The 16,986-nt window shown below is 41.1% G+C and carries 14 protein-coding genes; 2 read left to right on the top strand and 12 right to left on the bottom strand.

Annotation, left to right across the window (positions count from 1 at the left end; genetic code table 11):
- Positions 1–2 precede the first annotated feature (2 nt).
- Genes PHAL_RS0103120 through PHAL_RS0103110 form a run of 3 tightly spaced genes read right to left on the bottom strand, consistent with a single transcriptional unit; the run spans position 3 to position 4,207 of the window.
- Positions 3–938: a DUF58 domain-containing protein gene (locus tag PHAL_RS0103120; protein WP_016706956.1), complete on the bottom strand. Its 936-nt coding sequence runs from the start codon at positions 936–938 to the stop codon at positions 3–5.
- 10 nt (positions 939–948) lie between these two features.
- Positions 949–1,941, bottom strand: a complete 993-nt coding sequence (locus PHAL_RS0103115) for an AAA family ATPase (RefSeq protein WP_016706955.1) — start codon at positions 1,939–1,941, stop codon at positions 949–951.
- A 10-nt stretch (positions 1,942–1,951) separates the two neighbouring features.
- Complete coding sequence (locus tag PHAL_RS0103110) at positions 1,952–4,207, bottom strand: tetratricopeptide repeat protein (protein ID WP_016706954.1); 2,256 nt, start codon at positions 4,205–4,207, stop codon at positions 1,952–1,954.
- A 340-nt stretch (positions 4,208–4,547) separates the two neighbouring features.
- Here PHAL_RS0103110 and PHAL_RS0103105 point away from each other — a divergent pair, with 340 nt between their 5' ends.
- Both PHAL_RS0103105 and PHAL_RS0103100 read left to right on the top strand, forming a co-directional pair.
- Entirely contained in the window at positions 4,548–6,068 is a 1,521-nt protein-coding gene (locus tag PHAL_RS0103105; RefSeq protein ID WP_080571509.1) for an arylsulfatase, read from the top strand.
- Positions 6,069–6,147: 79 nt separating this feature from the next.
- Positions 6,148–7,116 carry an HAD family hydrolase gene (locus tag PHAL_RS0103100; protein WP_016706952.1) on the top strand — a complete coding sequence of 323 codons (969 nt, stop codon included), beginning with the start codon at positions 6,148–6,150 and terminating at the stop codon, positions 7,114–7,116.
- A gap of 73 nt (positions 7,117–7,189) precedes the next feature.
- Here PHAL_RS0103100 and PHAL_RS0103095 read toward each other — a convergent pair whose 3' ends face one another.
- From PHAL_RS0103095 to PHAL_RS0103050, 9 genes are all read right to left on the bottom strand, one after another.
- Complete coding sequence (locus PHAL_RS0103095) at positions 7,190–8,374, bottom strand: BamA/TamA family outer membrane protein (RefSeq protein ID WP_016706951.1); 1,185 nt, start codon at positions 8,372–8,374, stop codon at positions 7,190–7,192.
- Positions 8,375–8,388: 14 nt separating this feature from the next.
- Positions 8,389–9,843: a hypothetical protein gene (locus tag PHAL_RS23540; RefSeq protein WP_016706950.1), complete on the bottom strand. Its 1,455-nt coding sequence runs from the start codon at positions 9,841–9,843 to the stop codon at positions 8,389–8,391.
- Between the two features lie 66 nt (positions 9,844–9,909).
- Positions 9,910–10,698 (bottom strand): hypothetical protein, encoded by a 789-nt coding sequence (locus PHAL_RS0103085; protein WP_016706949.1) that lies wholly within the window; start codon positions 10,696–10,698, stop codon positions 9,910–9,912.
- A 453-nt stretch (positions 10,699–11,151) separates the two neighbouring features.
- A complete protein-coding gene (locus tag PHAL_RS0103075; RefSeq protein ID WP_016706947.1) occupies positions 11,152–11,940 on the bottom strand; it encodes a sterol desaturase family protein in 789 nt (262 codons plus the stop codon).
- Positions 11,930–12,556, bottom strand: a complete 627-nt coding sequence (locus tag PHAL_RS0103070) for a CDP-alcohol phosphatidyltransferase family protein (RefSeq protein ID WP_016706946.1) — start codon at positions 12,554–12,556, stop codon at positions 11,930–11,932. Before PHAL_RS0103070 ends, PHAL_RS0103075 begins: the two co-directional genes overlap by 11 nt.
- Complete coding sequence (locus PHAL_RS0103065; protein WP_016706945.1) at positions 12,550–13,203, bottom strand: ATP-binding cassette domain-containing protein; 654 nt, start codon at positions 13,201–13,203, stop codon at positions 12,550–12,552. The genes PHAL_RS0103070 and PHAL_RS0103065 overlap by 7 nt, the downstream gene beginning before the upstream one ends.
- Positions 13,204–13,211: 8 nt before the next feature.
- Positions 13,212–14,960, bottom strand: a complete 1,749-nt coding sequence (locus PHAL_RS22740; protein WP_016706944.1) for an ABC transporter permease — start codon at positions 14,958–14,960, stop codon at positions 13,212–13,214.
- Positions 14,960–16,165 carry an ABC transporter substrate-binding protein gene (locus PHAL_RS0103055; protein WP_374954828.1) on the bottom strand — a complete coding sequence of 402 codons (1,206 nt, stop codon included), beginning with the start codon at positions 16,163–16,165 and terminating at the stop codon, positions 14,960–14,962. The genes PHAL_RS22740 and PHAL_RS0103055 overlap by 1 nt, the downstream gene beginning before the upstream one ends.
- A gap of 25 nt (positions 16,166–16,190) precedes the next feature.
- Positions 16,191–16,982: a DUF547 domain-containing protein gene (locus PHAL_RS0103050; protein ID WP_016706942.1), complete on the bottom strand. Its 792-nt coding sequence runs from the start codon at positions 16,980–16,982 to the stop codon at positions 16,191–16,193.
- Positions 16,983–16,986: the final 4 nt, after the last annotated feature.

Below are 16,986 nucleotides of genomic sequence, written 5' to 3'. Positions count from 1 at the left end.
CTCTAACCTACTGCAAATGCACTTGAAAATTGACTTAACGTATCTTCACAAGCGCTTAGCTCAATAACAGTAACGCCGATAGAAAGTTGCCAATTTTTGATTTTATTAGTACGTTTTGTGAATGTCTCTTGCATCCGTTGATGCACATCTCTATGGCTCGTATCAAGTATCATTTGCTGTTCGCCATCACTAACGCTTAGTGTTAAATCGTTAGGAAGTTGGTGATTAATATCGTCACTTACTAAACATAAAATTACGTCATTATGTGCTGCCATTTGCGCAAGGTATTGCTCGGTTGCTAAATCAACATGATCAAAATCACTGATAATGATAATCATCTGATCGTGACTAACCAGTTTCGTTGCCGCTGCGAGAGGTTCGTTTAAAGTCATGGCGGGAGTGGGGTTGGGGAGATTGCAATCAAGGGCTAAATTAAAATCACTGACACTGTGCATAAACTGCTCAAGTGCTTGCGGCTTTTTACTGGGCTTAAAAGCTTTTATCTCAGTGTCGTTGAAAATGACCCCACCGACCCGATCGCCTTGTTCAAAAATTCTATAAGCGCAGATCGCTGCTGCTTCACTGGCGGTGACTGATTTCATATTTAGTTTTGAACCAAAAAACATATTGACGCGTTGGTCAATCAGGATCAAAGCACTGCGATCTTTTTCTTCAGCATAAACACGTACATGCGGTTTTCCAGTGCGCGCAGTAACCCGCCAATCTATGCTGCGAATATCATCGCCCACACGGTAATCTCTCAGTTCTTCAAAACTTAAACCACGGCCACGAACACGAGAGCTATGTCTACCTGCCAACACACTATTACTGCGCTGTTTAGGTAAAAAACTAAGCTTTCGAGCGCGACTTTGCAGACTTTTTAATTGTTTAAAATCACTATATATGCGCTGGTCTAAGTGCGATTGTGAAACAGCCATGTCATGCTCCTTATGGCAGGGCAACTAACTCAATTATTTTGGCGATTACATCGTGGCTTTGTATACCCGCACCTTGTGCTTGATAACTTAAACTTAATCTATGACGTAATACATCTACAGCAATACTACGAATGTCATCAGGCAGCACTTCATTACGACCTGCAAGCCATGCATGGGTACGAGCGCATTTATCTAAGCTGATTGAAGCTCGAGGTGAAGCACCCAAATCGATCCAACTGGCAAGTTCTTCGTCATATTTTTCAGGCGTACGAGTAGCGTATACTATATCGGCAATATAGCGTGCCATTTCGGGGCTTACTGCAATATTGGCAATTTCTTTGCGGGCATCAAAAATGACTTGTTGCGGTAATAGCTGTTTTTCGATGCTGTCAGTTTGTTCTTCAGCGGCGGTATTATAAAGACTTTGTTCTTCTTGACGAACTAACCCAATAACGTCAACTTCGTCATCTACACTAGGATATACGATGTTGACTTGCATTAAAAAACGGTCCATCTGAGCTTCTGGTAACGGGTAGGTACCTTCTTGTTCAACAGGATTTTGTGTGGCTAATACCATAAACAGGGGGTCCATTTTATGGGTTTTACCCGCAACCGTTATTTGTCTTTCTTCCATTGCTTCAAGCAGTGCAGATTGGACTTTTGCTGGCGCACGGTTAATTTCATCAGCGAGGACGATATTGGCAAATAATGGGCCTGGGTCGAATTTAAATTCGCCACCATCTTGCGTTTGGAAATAGACTTCAGACCCAGTGATATCTGATGGTAATAAGTCAGGAGTAAACTGCACTCGACTAAATTGACTGTCGATGTTTTTAGCTAAGGCTTTTATTGCACGGGTTTTTGCAAGACCCGGCAGGCCTTCAATCAATAAGTTACCATTGGCAAGTAAACCAATTAATAAACGTTCAATTACATCTTGCTGACCTATAATACTGCTAGCCATTTGTGTTTGTAATTGCTTTATTTGTGCGAGTGTCTCCATGCTCTTTTCCTTAATGATTTAGGCTCTGCATCATTTGTATTTGTTGTATAAACTCTTGTATTTGTTGGTTGCCAGGAACTAATTGTGCTAAGTTTCTAGCATATCTTAATGCTTCTTCGTATTGCTTTTTAGCTAAGTAGGCTTGCGCTAAACTGTAGCTAATATCGGGGTTGTTAGGGGTAATTTGAAATGCCTTTCGTAAAGCGATTAAGGCGTGTTCCATTTGACCCATATCCTGCAATAGTAAAGCATAAGTGTAGCTGTAATTCGCATTATTTTCAGCGAAACTGGCTGCCTTTGCTAAATGCGGCAATGCCGTTTTTTTATCTTTAGTCCTGATATAACTCATTGCTAGTGAATAATGTAAATCAGCAGCTTCAGGGTTTATTTCTAGTCCTTGTAGTAAAATACTTTTTGCCGCCTTTTCATCACCTTGAGTACGATATAAGTCAGCTAGATTAACATAGCTCGGAATAAAGATATTTTCAACTTGTATTGCGGTTAAATAATGTTCTTTTGCCTGTTCAGGTTTGTTTAGTTCGAGCGCTAAGTTACCTAAATTAGTGTGCGAAAAGCCACGTTCAGCTTGGTAAGTTTGGGTTTGCTTATATTCATTTAAGCCATTATTTAAGCGCTGTGTATCTGTTTCATTTAACCCACCAGGAAATGGCTCAACGAGCATGGCTGCTAATGCTCTTGCGGCTTCACTACGAATAGCTAAATGTTCATCATCAAGTAAGCTATTAATCATTCGCCAGCGCTGCGAGATCTCATAGGGCATAGCCGCTGTAATAGCAGCTTGGCGCTTTAAAATTTCATTTTCTTTTACTGCTCTGACGATAGCGACAACAGCATTATTGTCTGCTGTGTTGGCCAAGCGGCTTAAGGCTGATGCGCGAATGATATTCGGAAACTCTTTATTTTGCGCAATTTTAGTCAGCATTGCTGAGCTATTGGGTAAGCGGTTATCTGCGGCATGAAATGCTAATGAAAAATGATCGCTACCCATATGCTTTGAATCTGGATGCCATGTTTTGATATTTTTAACCGCCCATTGTGGGGTTTTATCTTGATGGCAACTATTACATGCATTGGGAGCTTGAGTTTTCAACGTTAAATCAGGACGAGGGACTCTAAAACTATGATCCCGTCGGGCATCAACTTGCATATAAGTTGTCGCCGGCATATGACAGTCAACACACTGGCTCCCGGTGGTATCAACTTTGTGGCCGTGGTGATCAGGAGTGTCAAATACTTCGCTAGTATGGCATTGAGTACATGTTTGATTAGCGGGTAGCTTTAACTTTCCTGAATGTGGATTATGGCAGTTACTACAAGTGACACCTGCTGCAAACATTTTACTTTGTTCAAAAGAACCCCACACATAGTCCTCATCCCACACTTGGCCGTCAACATGGTAGAGCTCGGGTGTGATCAGCGATGGCTGGAATTCTTTTAAAAAATTATGTGGTTCTGTTCGATCATTTAATTGACTGCGTCTTGCATGGCATGTAGCGCATACTTGAATCTGTTGTGAATCTTTAAGTGGCTGCGCACTTTTCATGCTTCCATCTGGTTGACGAATAAAAAGTGGCGTCTTCTTACTGATATCAATCGCAAAGCCTTTATTCTTAACCTTTGTATCGCCATTTGCCCAGTTTATATGTTGCTTTGAATCGCCATGGCATGCGTTACAACTCACATTCATGGCACTAAATGTTGAATTAAACTCGTTAGTTTTTAAGTCAAATTGTTTTTTAAAGTCAGTGGAGTGGCAATCTGCACACATATGGTTCCAGTTTTGCCCCATTTGTGACCAATGGAATAAATCATGCTCTTTTTGTTCAGGGTGAAGTACAAACCAACGTTGACCGCCTTCGTCCTTTGAACGAGAGTCCCAAGCAAATGGAAATAATTGAATTCTGCCTTTGCCCATGTCGAACATATATTGCTGTAGAGGTTGATAGCCAAAAGTATACAACACAGGGTAATTTGTTAATTTACCGTCTAGATCGGGCATAGTGATTATTAACTTTTCATTGTCGGTGTAAAAGCGAGCCTGTTGGCCTTGGTAATCTAGAGTTTGGTTATTAAAGTTGCCTAACACATTTTGCAACGTTGCGGTTTCCATTGCATGGAAATGATCTGAACGTTGCCAATCTTCCACCTGCTCTTTATGACATGAAATACATGTTTGTTCGTTAGCATTAACAGTATCGGGGACTAAGAGAGCATATAGCCATATGATTAAAAATAGAAATCGCATTTATAATTATCCTTGTGCGAACAGCATCGTTTGGTTTCTCTATTTATTTATACCAGTACAGGAGTAGCATAGTAAAGCTTACTGAGGGGCTCAGTTGCAAGAAGTGTTTATTTTACAAGAATAATTACCCGTGTACCTTTTATACATATATAATTACAGAGTGTATTAAATATGAAACATAACAGATGATAATTTTTCGTTGCAATATAGTTGAAATAGTATAGCTTTAAACTAGTCTATAAAATTAGACATGTAATTACGTTTGTTTATAACAAGGAGTATACAGGTGATTTCTATAAAATCGAACATTAAGCAATTAGTTGCAGTTGCAGCACTTGCGATGGGAGTTGGTTCAGCGCACGCTGCAGACAAACCAAATATATTGGTTATTTGGGGGGATGATATTGGTGTACATAATGTCAGTGCTTACAATCACGGTATTATGGGTTATAAAACGCCGAATATTGATAGCATTGCTAAAGATGGTGCAATGTTTACCGATTCATACGCGCAGCAATCATGTACCGCAGGCCGCGCATCGTTTATTTTAGGACAACACCCGTTTAGAACTGGTTTGTTAACAATTGGTATGCCGGGCTCTGACCATGGTATTCCTGATTGGTCACCAACTATTGGTGATTTATTAAAAGAACAAGGTTATATGACAGGCCAATTTGGTAAAAACCACTTAGGCGATCAAGATAAACACTTACCTACTAACCACGGTTTTGATGAGTTTTTTGGTAATCTGTACCACTTAAACGCTGAAGAAGAGCCAGAAGGTTACTTTTACCCTAAAGACCCTGAGTTCCGTAAAAAATATGGTCCTCGTGGCGTGCTTAAAGCAACTGCTGACGGTAAAATTGAAGATACTGGTCCATTAACTAAAAAACGCATGGAACATGCGGATGACGAGTTTATGGCTGCTGGTTTAGATTTTATGGAACGCGCTGTTAAACAGAAAAAACCATTCTTCATGTGGATGAATGCAACACGTATGCACGTTTGGACTCACTTAAAAGAAGAGTCGGTTGGCGTAACGGGTAAAGGTTTATACCCAGATGGTATGGCTGAGCATGATAAAGCCGTAGGTGTGCTACTTGATAAGCTTGATGAGCTTAAAATTGCAGATAACACGATTGTTGTATATTCAACCGATAACGGCGCAGAAACTATTAGCTGGCCTGATGGTGGTACAACACCGTTCCACGGTGAGAAAGGCACCACATGGGAAGGTGGTTTCCGTGTTCCTATGATGGTTCGTTGGCCTGGTACTGTTAAGCCAGGTACAATTATCAACGATATCATTTCGCAAGAAGACTGGATGCCTACTTTCTTAGCAGCGGCAGGTGAGCCTAATGTAGTTGAAAAACTGAAAAAGGGTTACCGTGCAAATGGTAAAAAATGGCGTGTTCACCTAGATGGTTACAACATGAAGCCGTTTTTTGAAGGTAAAGTAGATAAATCACCACGTGATAGCATCTTCTACTTTGGTGCAACGGGCGAGCTAAATGCGGTACGTTGGAATGATTGGAAAATTCACTTCGCAACACTTTCTGGTGGTATTAATACGGCAACTCGTGAAACTCCTGCATGGCCGTTAATCATCAACCTTCGTCAAGACCCATATCAAAAAGGTGCGCTTGAGTCTGGAATGTACTTAAAATGGTATGCAGAAAACACTATGTGGTTATTTGTACCAGTACAGCAGAAGGTTATGGAATTCTTAAAGACTATTCCTGATTATCCTTTCCAAATGGGTTCTAGCTTAAGTTCAAGCAACATTAGCTATGACACATTTAGACAGCAAGATGCGCTGAAAAAACTGGCTGAACTAGATGCGTTAGTTCCGCGCAACTAAACGTTATTGCTAGTTAGATAATAAAATTTAAAGCCAATTTCATTTGAAATTGGCTTTTTACCTTTAAAAAGGAGTTTGTATGAAATTATTTAAATCCTTACTGTTGATAGCCAGTTTTGTTTTTACTGCCTATGTGACAGCCGAGCCTTTAGCGTCATGGCAGGAAGGGGCAAGCAAAAGTGCAATCATGGAGTTTGTGAAAAAAACCACGACGGAAGGTTCTGAAGACTTTGTTGCTGTTGCTGATAGGATTGCGGTATTTGATAATGACGGTACGCTGTGGGCAGAGCAACCCGCTTATTTCCAACTGTTTTTTGCCTTAGCGCAAGTTAAAAAGCTGGCACCAGCGCATCCACAGTGGAAAACCACACAGCCATATGCTGATATTCTAAAAGGCAAAATGCCTGCTCACATGACTGAAAAAGACTTAGTTGAATTAGTGATGAATACTCATACAGGCATCACCAGCGATGAATTTACGCAACAAGTTTCAACCTGGATGAGCTCAGCAAAACACCCAGTCACGAACAAGCCTTTTACGGATATGGTTTATCAACCTATGCTCGAACTATTAAGCTATTTACGTGATCATGACTTTAAAACCTTTATAGTCTCTGGTGGCGGAGTTGAGTTTATGCGTGCTTGGGCTCCCGCTGTATATGGTATTCCAAGCGAGCAAATTATTGGTAGCCGTGTCGCCTCAGAATATAAAGTGATTGATGGTGTTCCACAAATTGTAAGATTGCCAAAATTAGATTTTAATGATGATAAAGCAGGTAAGCCTATCGGTATTTATCAAGCAATAGGGAAGCGCCCTGTTATTGCTGTTGGCAATTCTGACGGCGACAGAGAAATGCTTGAGTGGACTAAGGCCGGTTCTGGCGAACGTTTCTCTATGCTGATTCATCATACCGACGAAAAGCGTGAATGGGCATATGATAAAGGCTCAAAAATTGGTGGTTTAGATAAAGCATTAGTACAAGCGAAAAAAGACAACTGGGTCGTTGTTGATATGAAAAATGATTGGTCAGTTATCTATAAAAAATAGCGTGATTACTTAGTTTAGGACAAATTGTAGTCAGTGAGGGAAGCGTTGCTTCCTCCACTGTGTGTGTGCAGTTTTACCATGAACTACCAGCTTGAATATAAATGGTGCTTTCTTCGGGGCCTTTGGCTATATCAAGGCCCATTGTAAAGCCGTAGCGTTTTGCAATTAAATAGCGAAAACCTGCACCAAGGGTGGTTTGTGAGTCAGCACTGCCAATATCTGAAAAACTGTAACTTGCTTTTCCAAGGCCTGTAAACCCGTTAACTCGCCATCGTTGATTTATTTTATAGGTTAATTCAACTTCGGTGACTAGCACATCAGTGCCTTGATAACGAGATTTCGCAATCCCGCGTAAGTCTATAAAAGGCAGCACATAAACGGGCAATTTGGTATCGTCATCGGCAAACACACCATCGTATTGATAACGAAAGGCAAAATTAGTTTTTGGACTTAGTTGCCAATAGTTTAGGCCTTTAATTTGCGTTGACTGATAATCCACATCACTGCCAATAGCATCGTTAAACAGCATGTATTCAGCTCGATAATTAAAGCCCTTTTCTGGGTTTAAGGGGTTGTTTCGATTATCAAATTCTAATACACCACCAAGCCCAGAGGTAGTGATTTTTTTACTGAGTTGATTATCAAGCGCTGCTAACTGCTCATCTATAATATTATTACCAGTTAATAAAGGTTCGGCAAGGGCGATATCAACACCACGGTAAAACTGTTTAACGCCAGCAAAAAAATTACTGTCTGGAATGCGTTTGGTGAGTTGTTGTAGCACACCTGGGCCATGTAAGTTCAGTGCAATTGGTTTATTTAGTTCGCGACCCGCTAATGAGTAAAAGTCTAAATTAATATCAGCGTAACCTGCAAAGCCTCGGTATCTGAGGGTATCTTCTTGCCAAAAGGCAATATGACCAACGCCTGCGCCCCAAGTACCGTTTTCTGTTTTCATCGCTCCAACAATGCTGATACTTTTTGGTAGCAAAGGCTTTTCTGTGTGTTCAGTATGTTTGTTTTTATCTGTATCATGGAAAAATAATCCCATCAATGCTAAACCAGTCCCTACAGCTGGCTCAGTGATAATAGACGGAACGGGTAAAAAGCCCAATGGTGTTTGTGAAATGTAACGACTGGCATCGAGTTGACCATCTTCAGGGTCAATCACATACTCATTAAGAAAATCAGCATTCGCGGCTGGGCTTATCAATAAGCACGCAAAAACGCTGGATAATGATATTGAATATTTACGCATTACACTTTCCTTGATTAATAACGAATAGTTAGTCCTGCAATGATCGCATCGCGATCGCCAATAAACCCATTATATTCTACATTCAGTGATAAGCTGCTGCTGATATCCCAATTAAAACCTGTTACTAGATTCCAACGTTCAACATTGGCTTGGCTTACTTGATAATCTAGGCTGAAGCCAGCTTCGCTTGTTAAGCTGCCTGTAACTGTATTGTGGCTGTCTAAATAATTGCCACCCAAGAATAGTGATAAACGACCAAGACGAGGTAAATGAAGAATACGTCCCCCCCTGGGGGTTATAGTAATTGAGCGACCATCTAATACGTTACGACTGGATTGACTCCATGTTATATTTACTGGCAATGTAACAAACCAATCTTGCCACGCGCCTGCGATAATTGTTCCGATACCGTAAGTAGTAGGATTAACATTAGCGCGAATAGGTAAGGTAAAGAGTTTATTTTCGAGTAAACGACAGCTCAGAGGTTTGATAAAACCCTGACAATCTTCTCCTAGCTGGGCGAGCATAGTGTCGCCATCAATGAGTACATTGGCATGTAAATCACCTTCAACTTTTCCTATTGTGGCGAATACATTCATAAATGGTAGTACCCACATATCCGCTTTTAATTGTAACGTAGTGAGTGAGGTGATCGGTGTGTCAAAGCTTACAAAATCAAATGGTTGCGTACCATTGCCATTAAAGCCAACTTGCAACTGGGTTAATGACATCTGTTGTTCAACACTCACATAAGTAAAACCCATGCCGTAAGGTTTAGGTAACTGGTAGCCTTTAGCAATAACCTGATCTGCTAGAAAAGGCAATGCGTAGGGCCACTGTGTGGTTTGAGATTGCGTTGTTTTTGTGGGTATATTGCTTAGTGCAAATTCGGGATCGTTGAGTGACTTATTGGGGGTAATAGCTAAAGCACCAACAGCTAAAGAAGCGATCGAACCTTCTTGATTGAGAGAGTATAGGTTTATTTTGCTTTCGTAATTTATGGCTGTCGTTGGGCTTGTTTGTACACTTTTGGTAACGTTATTTAATTTGATGCTGAAATGACCATCCTTAACCTTATACATGACATCGGGATCTTGAAAGGTAATTAGATATTGGTTATGACTTGCCCCTAAGCCGACACCTAAGTTAACGCTGTTTAAATCGAGAACTGTCTGTTTGCCTTTACTGTTATCTGTTAATAAGCATAAACCGCTTTGACCACCAAGGGCGATTAACATCATGCGGTTTGTTTCACAGACCATATAACCCACAGCATTGTGTAAGTCATTGCTTATACTTGGTTGCTTTTTAGTGAATATTGCTAAAAGCTGCTGATTTTTATCGATTATTTTTTGCTGAGTATCCAGCCGTTGCTGTTCTGTAAGGCTTGTACAACCACTTGCGAAAGTGAATGCTAAAATTAGTAGACAAAGACTAATTGAGCGGATAAAAGCAAAAGTAGATAGCATGTTTACTCTATAAGTTTACGCCTAGCGCAGTGACTAGGCGATGAATTGGTTGGAGTAATGAGGGTATTAAAGTTGATAATTGAACTCAATACGTTGGTCGCCATCAAAAAAATCGACGTTTTCATTCCAGTTTGCAAAATAACGTAAATTCATTCGCGGGTTTATTTGATAACTAAGTGCAAATTCATGGGTCAAAATATGGCTTTGATCTACTCCATAGTAATTATCTTTATAGTTATCAGAGCCTGCAATTGTTGATAACCAAAATGGGTTGTAGTTGATCCAGATTTTATCAGTTATTGCTAGTTTCGAGTACATACCAATAAGGCCGTAGACTCCCATAGTTGAATAACCACTGTCAATAGAGCCATCATCTTCTAAGGCATTTTCACCAACTGAAACACCTACACCCGCAAGAGGGTAAAAGGTAAATTTGCCTTTAGGAGGAAGAGCTTTAATAAAACTATATGATACATCCATGGTTTCCTCCGCAGTGAGGTTACCTCGTAAATTATAGTTTGCATCAATTTGTGTCGCAGTACCATTAGTAAGTGTAGTGGTGAAGTTACGAAATCGAAATGAGTCGATTGAATTGGTTGTCAGGTTGTCACTCTGCCAACCTAAGGTATCGCCTAAAATTCCTTTCACTTCAATAATGTTCATTGCCGCCGTCGTGCTATCTCCGGTATCATAGGCTTGTCCTACTTTGAGATTAATTCCCTTATCTGTTACTCCCGCCCCCACTTGAGTGTAAATTGCCAGTGGATCTGACATATCCTGTACTGCTTTTTCTTCAGCAGCTATCACACTCGCTAAAGGTAGCAGTGATAAAATGCTAATCATTTGATATTTCATGACTAATCCTTTCATGTTTGTTAAATGAAGTATTCAGGTAATGACTTACCCTCTGGTAACTGTAGTAAATTTTATCCGTATTTGTTGCCACTAAAATATATAGGAACTTTAAATTTATAGGGAAGTAAGTAAAAAATAAACGGTCAACAAGAATAGGTCTATGAGTGTTAGATGTTGTTAGCCGACGAGCAACGAACGGGCTATTTAAGCTTGTTAAAATAATTGTTTTAGGATCACTAATACTCGCCATTTTAGTTCCTTACTAACAGTGAATACATCAATGATAAGCTAACGAAGAGCTTTGTTTATTACCAAGGGCGTTGGTGTTTCGTACCTACCTTGGTATTGTCTATAACTGTAAACACTAAGCGTTTGTTGGCAAATAAATTATTTACATAATTGTTTATAATACCAGCAAATTGCTGGATATCAATATGGGGTGCCTATCTTTGCTTAATTTTTAAATGGCATTAAAAATAATGCAATTAAAGATGTATGGTGTTTTTCTGTCGGGTATTGCTTTAAACCAATCGTTAGTTGCGAGTCTGGTTGCTGCGCTGTGGTTTTATAACTGCCGAAGAGGCGATCCCACCAAGTGACACTAAACCCAAAGTTACTGTTAGTTTCAGCCGGAATTTGGCTGTGATGAATGCGATGTAATTGTTGGGTAATAAGCACATAACGCAATGCACGTTCAAGTTTAGTCGGCAGGCTAATATTGGCGTGATTAAACAAGGCAAAGCCGTTGAGGGCAATTTCAAATATTAATACGGCAATTGCTGGTACGCCAAACACGGCGACAATAACCAGTTTGATAACAATACTGAGGACAATTTCAATAGGATGAAAGCGCAGCCCAGTACTGGTATCTACATGGGGGTCTGCATGATGTACCCGATGTAAACGCCATAGCAGCGGCACTTTATGAAATAACCGATGTTGCCAATAAATAACCACATCAAGTAACAGTAAACTGATTACGATCACCAGCTCAAAAGGTAAGTCTAATTGATTAAACAGACCAATTGAGTGTTGTTGGCAGTAAAGGGCAACACTGGTTAACCCTATGGGGATGGTTAGTCGAGCCAGTACTGAAGCCAGTACGACTAAGGAAAAGTTTGCAAACCAACGTTTACCTGCTGCCACCGGTGATGTACGAGCAGGGCGCATTGCTTCTACTATCATCATAACCGCTAAAATAGTAAGAAACGCGCCCAATCGCCATAAGGTTTCATTCGTCATTATTTACCTGCTTTAAGGTATGATAGCCGCCGTGAATGCGCGTAAAAATAGTAATACCGCCAAGCACAGCAAAACTATAAGCAAGTAAAGTGAAGTGCTGCGGCCAAATACAAAATGCCACAAAAAAAGCGATGGTTTCAGTGCCTTCAGTTAAACCATTTAAATAATAAAAACTTTTATACTTAAACTGGGGTTTCGCTAAGTTAAATTTTTCAGCGGCAATGGCAAAGGCTAAAAAGCTTGAACCGGTACCAATAAATACCAGCAATAATATTGCCGCGGCAAGGGCATTTTGCACCGGATCGGCTAAAGCAAAACCCAGCACAATGGCGCCGTAGAATAAAAAGTCGAGGCAAATATCTAAAAAACCACCGGCAGATGAACTTTGTTGCTGATGGCGAGCTAACGCGCCATCTAGGCCATCAAATATTCGATTAAAAATGATTGCCAGTAAAGCACCATAGTATAATTCAAAGGCTAAGAGTGGCAGCGCGAGTAGACCAATCAGAAAGCCAATAACAGTAAGTTTATCGGCATTTAAGCCGCATTTATCCAGTATTATCACGACCGGTTTTAATAGTGGTTTAATAACAGGGGTTATAAATTTATCTAGCATCGTGTTTCCTGCTCATCAGCGCTTAGGGTAATAATTTTGCCAGCGGCAGCGTGTGCATCACTTATATCATGAGTGACCATTAATGCCGGTAGTTGATGTTGGCGAATTTGTGCAAATACCAGCTCGCGGGTATCCTCTCGTAGTGTTGCATCAAGCTTACTAAACGGTTCATCAAGTAAAATGGCTTTAGGCTCGCTCAGTAATACACGTAAAAGTGCAACCCTTGCTTGTTGCCCGCCGGATAAACTCTGTGGGTGGCGCGCTGCCATGCCCTCTAATCCTAGCTGTTTAAGTGAATCGTTAATTTTTTCTATGCGCTGTTTTTTATTGCCTTTAGGCATCGCAAAGGCAATGTTATCGGCCACATTTAAGTGCGGAAATAACAAAGGGTCTTGATACAGCAAGCCTACATGGCGTTGATGGCTGGCCAACTGCGTAATGTTTTGCTCATTTAAAAATAAGCTCCCCTTTGCGCTAAAGCCATGTGGCAACATACCCGTAAGCCAATTTAGTAGAGTGGATTTACCACTGCCAGAAGGGCCCATAATACTGAGCACTTCACCGCCTGTTATACATTCATTGATAGACAGTAGCGGTGTACTCTCTCGGCAAATAGTAAGTTGTTTTATATTCAGTGACGACTGCATATTAGGCCTTAGGGTGTTGTTTTAGTGCTGGATGTTGATACATAGTGCGCTGCATTTTGTTTTGTAAAAACAAGTTTAGGAATAAACCAAGCAAGTAAAAATGCCATAGCCGGTAATAGCATTTGCATTAATGCATAAACGGCGCTGACGCGTCTACTTGCTCCACCGGCAAGGGCGACAGCTTCTGTGGTAATGGTGTTAATACGCCCGCCGCCACTGAGCAGGGTGGGTAAATATTGACTAAAGCTCACCGCTAAGCCAAGTGCGAAGGCAATCAGAATAGGCGCTAATAACTGCGGTAATTTTACCCGCAGAAATACCTTGCTAGGCGTGACACCTAAGCTTGCTGCAAGATATGAAAAACGAGGGTCTAAACGCCGGTAACTACTTGCTAATGATAAAAACACATAGGGCAGTACAAATAATAAGTGACCAAAAATAACGTTAAAGTAGGCATGATGGCTACCAACTTGCTCTTGCAGCCAAACTAAGCCGAATAAAAACGCAATACTTGGGATAAGCATAGGTAAATAAATCAGTAAACTGGCAAAGTTTGATAAATTACGCGCGCGTAATTGCTCTGCTTCTAAGGTAGATAAGGTCAGAATAACAGCCACAAAAGTAGCAATAAACCCGATTGTAATCGTGTTGAGTAACGGTGTTTGCATGTGTTGTAAAGCATGCTGCCAATGCAGTAACACAAATTGTGATGGCAACGCATCAGGAAAACGCCAATAACCCGCAAATGACCATAAAATAAGCCCTATTAATGAAAGCATAATCACAGTGAGCAAAATAACTGTTAATAGCTGAGTAAACCGCATAATAAGCTGCCCGGCATATTCGCGCCTGCCATTGATTAAGCTGTTATAGCTAAACCTTTTTATAAGCTTTTCCAGTAGCCACCAACTAAGCAGCAAGGTCATGGTCAACAGTAATTGCATGATTGCCCCCGCAGAGGCTTGAATACGCAAAGTTAAATCAACATCGTTAAACCATTGCATAATAGCGACTGCGAGAGTAGGAGGAGCATTAGGGCCAAGAATAAGTGGTATTTCAACACTGGCACTGGCATAGGCAAGCACAGCTAAAATAGGCAAACGCAAAAATGGGTATAGGTTGGGTAGCACAACTTTAAAAAATGCGGTCATAGGGCAATAGCCTAAACTCATGGCCACTTTATGCTGTGCGCGTAATTTTTCGCCCAAATCAGCTTGAGCGAGGGCTCCTAGTGCCATCAGTAACAAAAAAGGCAGCTCTTTTAAGGTTAACCCTAAAATCATGCTTATTGCCCATGGGTCGTGTGGCAATAACCAATCAGCTGGGCTTTGCCACTGAGTAAGCCAAGGGGAGAACAATCGTGACATCATCCCCGATGGGGTGATCAAAAAGCTTATCGCAATGGCGGCAGCCGCATGGGGTATCACTAAAATAGGCCCCAACAAACGCTGGATCCGGTATAGCCAAGGGCTATTGAAGTAACAGGCTAAAATCAACACGGTGATCGTAAAAGCCAGTAATGTACTTACCAAACTGCTAACGGCGCTTAACAGCAGCATAGTGCCAAATCCTGCTGTGTTAAATAACGAATAAAAACCACTCAGGGTGAAGGTGGTTTTATCCAGTGCAGGGATATAGCCAAACGCGGGTAATAACACACCAATTAACCCACCAACAACGGGGATCACCAAAAGCGCCATTAATAGCGCAGGACTTAATTGTATGCTTTGAGTAAATAAATCACGCGGCTGTATCATTACTGCGCTCCATATCGGGTTAACCATTGCTGTTCAATGACTTTTACCCAACTTGGGTGAGGCTCTGCAAGGGCTGGGCTATGATGATTTGGCGCTAAACTGCTCGGGTGCGGATTTGATAATTGAAATTGTGCAGCTTGCTCAGGATGCAAAGTGGCTAGATCAAGTACGGTATTATCACCCCATATTTCAGGGTGTTGTTTTTTAGCTTGAGCGTTCACACTAAGCATAAAATTCGCAACTAACTTAGCACTGTCTGCATTAGCGGCATTGTAGGGAATAGCAACAAAGTGAATATTACTTAGGCTGCCATCACTCATGGCATAGCTGCGAATACTGGTAGGTAAATCAAAACGCGCTACCGCAGCGGGTACTTCAGACGCTGAAAACGTCAGTGCTAAGCTCAGTTCAGTATCACCGACTAAACGCCGAAGAGCGGTACTGCTAGAGACAAAATATTGGCCCGAACGCCACAAATTAGGATGCAGTGCATCTAAAAACTGCCATAAATTAGGCAATAATAAAGCGGCACTTTGTTTACTGACGGGTTGATAAAGTAAAGACTGTTGTGCCTTGGGCGTGAGGCTAATTAACGCATACTTTAGAAAACTCACACCAATAAAGTCAGGCGGTCTTGGGTAAGTAAATCGGCCTTGATGTTGGGCGCTCCAACTGAGTAATTGGTTAATGGTTTTAGGTGGAGCGGTCATTGCTGCACTGTCGTAATAAAAAGTAAGTGCCGCTTGCCCCCAAGGTGACTCCATACCTTGTGTGGGTACCCCAAAATCTAAACTCACCGCTGGATTATGAGAGGGGTTGGTGAGGGCAAAGTTAGGCAGTTGATTTGCCCAATCAGGAGTGAGTAGGCCATGTTTTGCCATTGCCGCAAAGTTTGCACCGTTGATCCATATCAGATCGATTTTACCATCACTGTGGTTGCCTGCTGATCTCTCGGCTAAAACACGGCTCACAGCTTCACTGGTATCGGTGAGTTTTATATGGTGTAAATCAATATTGTATTGCCGTTTAACTTGTTGCGCAAGCCATTGAATATAAGAATTTATTTGCGGATCGCCCCCCCAAGCATGAAAATAGACGTTGTGGTTTTGGCCGTTATCGAGCACGCTCTGCCACTGCTTTGCAGTGCTGTTTGATGAAAATACAAGGCTAAGCATCACACTAAATAGCAAGGCATAAAATTGCATACGCCTTGCTTGTAATAACAGGTAATTACTGCTTGTCATTCAATGCCCAGTTGTAATCTAAAAACTTAATTTTCATGGTGTTACTTTCAAGTTTAGCATGTTGGCTTGGCGTTAAGTTTAGCGCATCTGAGTATAATAAGGTAAATGCTGATAACGATTGTGCGCCACGAAAGTCTGTTGCAAAGTCTGCTTGATACCATTTAAAAATCGATGATAGGTAGAGGGTATTATCTTTTGCGTAATTGCGAGTTGTATCAGCTAAAAAACGCGTGGTTTGTTGTTCAAGTTGAGCGTCAAGTTTAGCTCCTGTATAGGCTTCCTCGCGTAGGGCTGGGCAGCCTATACTGGCGCAATTAACTGCAAAATGAATACGCGGTTCACGGTATTTATTATTACCACGAATAAGCGTGTGTTCAATATTATCTAAGCTGCGACTTTCGCCTAATAATGATACAAACTCTTTGCTCCAAGGGGAGCTAAAAAAACTCCCTAAGTCTTTGATTGATCTAACCTGTGGGTATTCAGTTAAAATTAGTTCGACCGTCCATGCGTTGTATGCATTGATCAAAAAAGCCAGTTGCTTAGGATTGTCCCAGCTTGCAAACTGGGTTGCAGTAATGGCACTGAGTGACGCTAGGTAGCTTTTTAATTCGCTGTGTTGCTGCTTAATAGCGGCATAATCAACCACGGTGCTCGCACCGTGGTTGATTGGTTTAACATGCTCATTTAATAACTGTTGCCAAGGTTGATGTAACTCATCATTCGCTTGTGTACTAAACGCTAAACAAAATAGCAGTAACATCATTAAATACTTCATTTAA

It is taken from the genome of Pseudoalteromonas haloplanktis ATCC 14393, from assembly GCF_000238355.1.
Classification (GTDB): domain Bacteria; phylum Pseudomonadota; class Gammaproteobacteria; order Enterobacterales; family Alteromonadaceae; genus Pseudoalteromonas; species Pseudoalteromonas haloplanktis.
The sequence above is the reverse complement of the archived record's forward strand: the minus strand, read 5'-3'. Positions and strand labels throughout refer to the sequence as shown.

Excerpts from the sequence above, each read along its gene's own strand:
- PHAL_RS0103120 (WP_016706956.1), bottom strand. The coding sequence starts at position 938 with ATGGCTGTTTCACAATCGCACTTAGACCAGCGCATATATAGTGATTTT.
- PHAL_RS0103115 (WP_016706955.1), bottom strand. The coding sequence starts at position 1,941 with ATGGAGACACTCGCACAAATAAAGCAATTACAAACACAAATGGCTAGC.
- PHAL_RS0103110 (WP_016706954.1), bottom strand. The coding sequence starts at position 4,207 with ATGCGATTTCTATTTTTAATCATATGGCTATATGCTCTCTTAGTCCCC.
- PHAL_RS0103105 (WP_080571509.1), top strand. The coding sequence starts at position 4,548 with ATGGGAGTTGGTTCAGCGCACGCTGCAGACAAACCAAATATATTGGTT.
- PHAL_RS0103100 (WP_016706952.1), top strand. The coding sequence starts at position 6,148 with ATGAAATTATTTAAATCCTTACTGTTGATAGCCAGTTTTGTTTTTACT.
- PHAL_RS0103095 (WP_016706951.1), bottom strand. The coding sequence starts at position 8,374 with ATGCGTAAATATTCAATATCATTATCCAGCGTTTTTGCGTGCTTATTG.
- PHAL_RS23540 (WP_016706950.1), bottom strand. The coding sequence starts at position 9,843 with ATGCTATCTACTTTTGCTTTTATCCGCTCAATTAGTCTTTGTCTACTA.
- PHAL_RS0103085 (WP_016706949.1), bottom strand. The coding sequence starts at position 10,698 with ATGAAATATCAAATGATTAGCATTTTATCACTGCTACCTTTAGCGAGT.
- PHAL_RS0103075 (WP_016706947.1), bottom strand. The coding sequence starts at position 11,940 with ATGACGAATGAAACCTTATGGCGATTGGGCGCGTTTCTTACTATTTTA.
- PHAL_RS0103070 (WP_016706946.1), bottom strand. The coding sequence starts at position 12,556 with ATGCTAGATAAATTTATAACCCCTGTTATTAAACCACTATTAAAACCG.
- PHAL_RS0103065 (WP_016706945.1), bottom strand. The coding sequence starts at position 13,203 with ATGCAGTCGTCACTGAATATAAAACAACTTACTATTTGCCGAGAGAGT.
- PHAL_RS22740 (WP_016706944.1), bottom strand. The coding sequence starts at position 14,960 with ATGATACAGCCGCGTGATTTATTTACTCAAAGCATACAATTAAGTCCT.
- PHAL_RS0103055 (WP_374954828.1), bottom strand. The coding sequence starts at position 16,165 with ATGCAATTTTATGCCTTGCTATTTAGTGTGATGCTTAGCCTTGTATTT.
- PHAL_RS0103050 (WP_016706942.1), bottom strand. The coding sequence starts at position 16,982 with ATGAAGTATTTAATGATGTTACTGCTATTTTGTTTAGCGTTTAGTACA.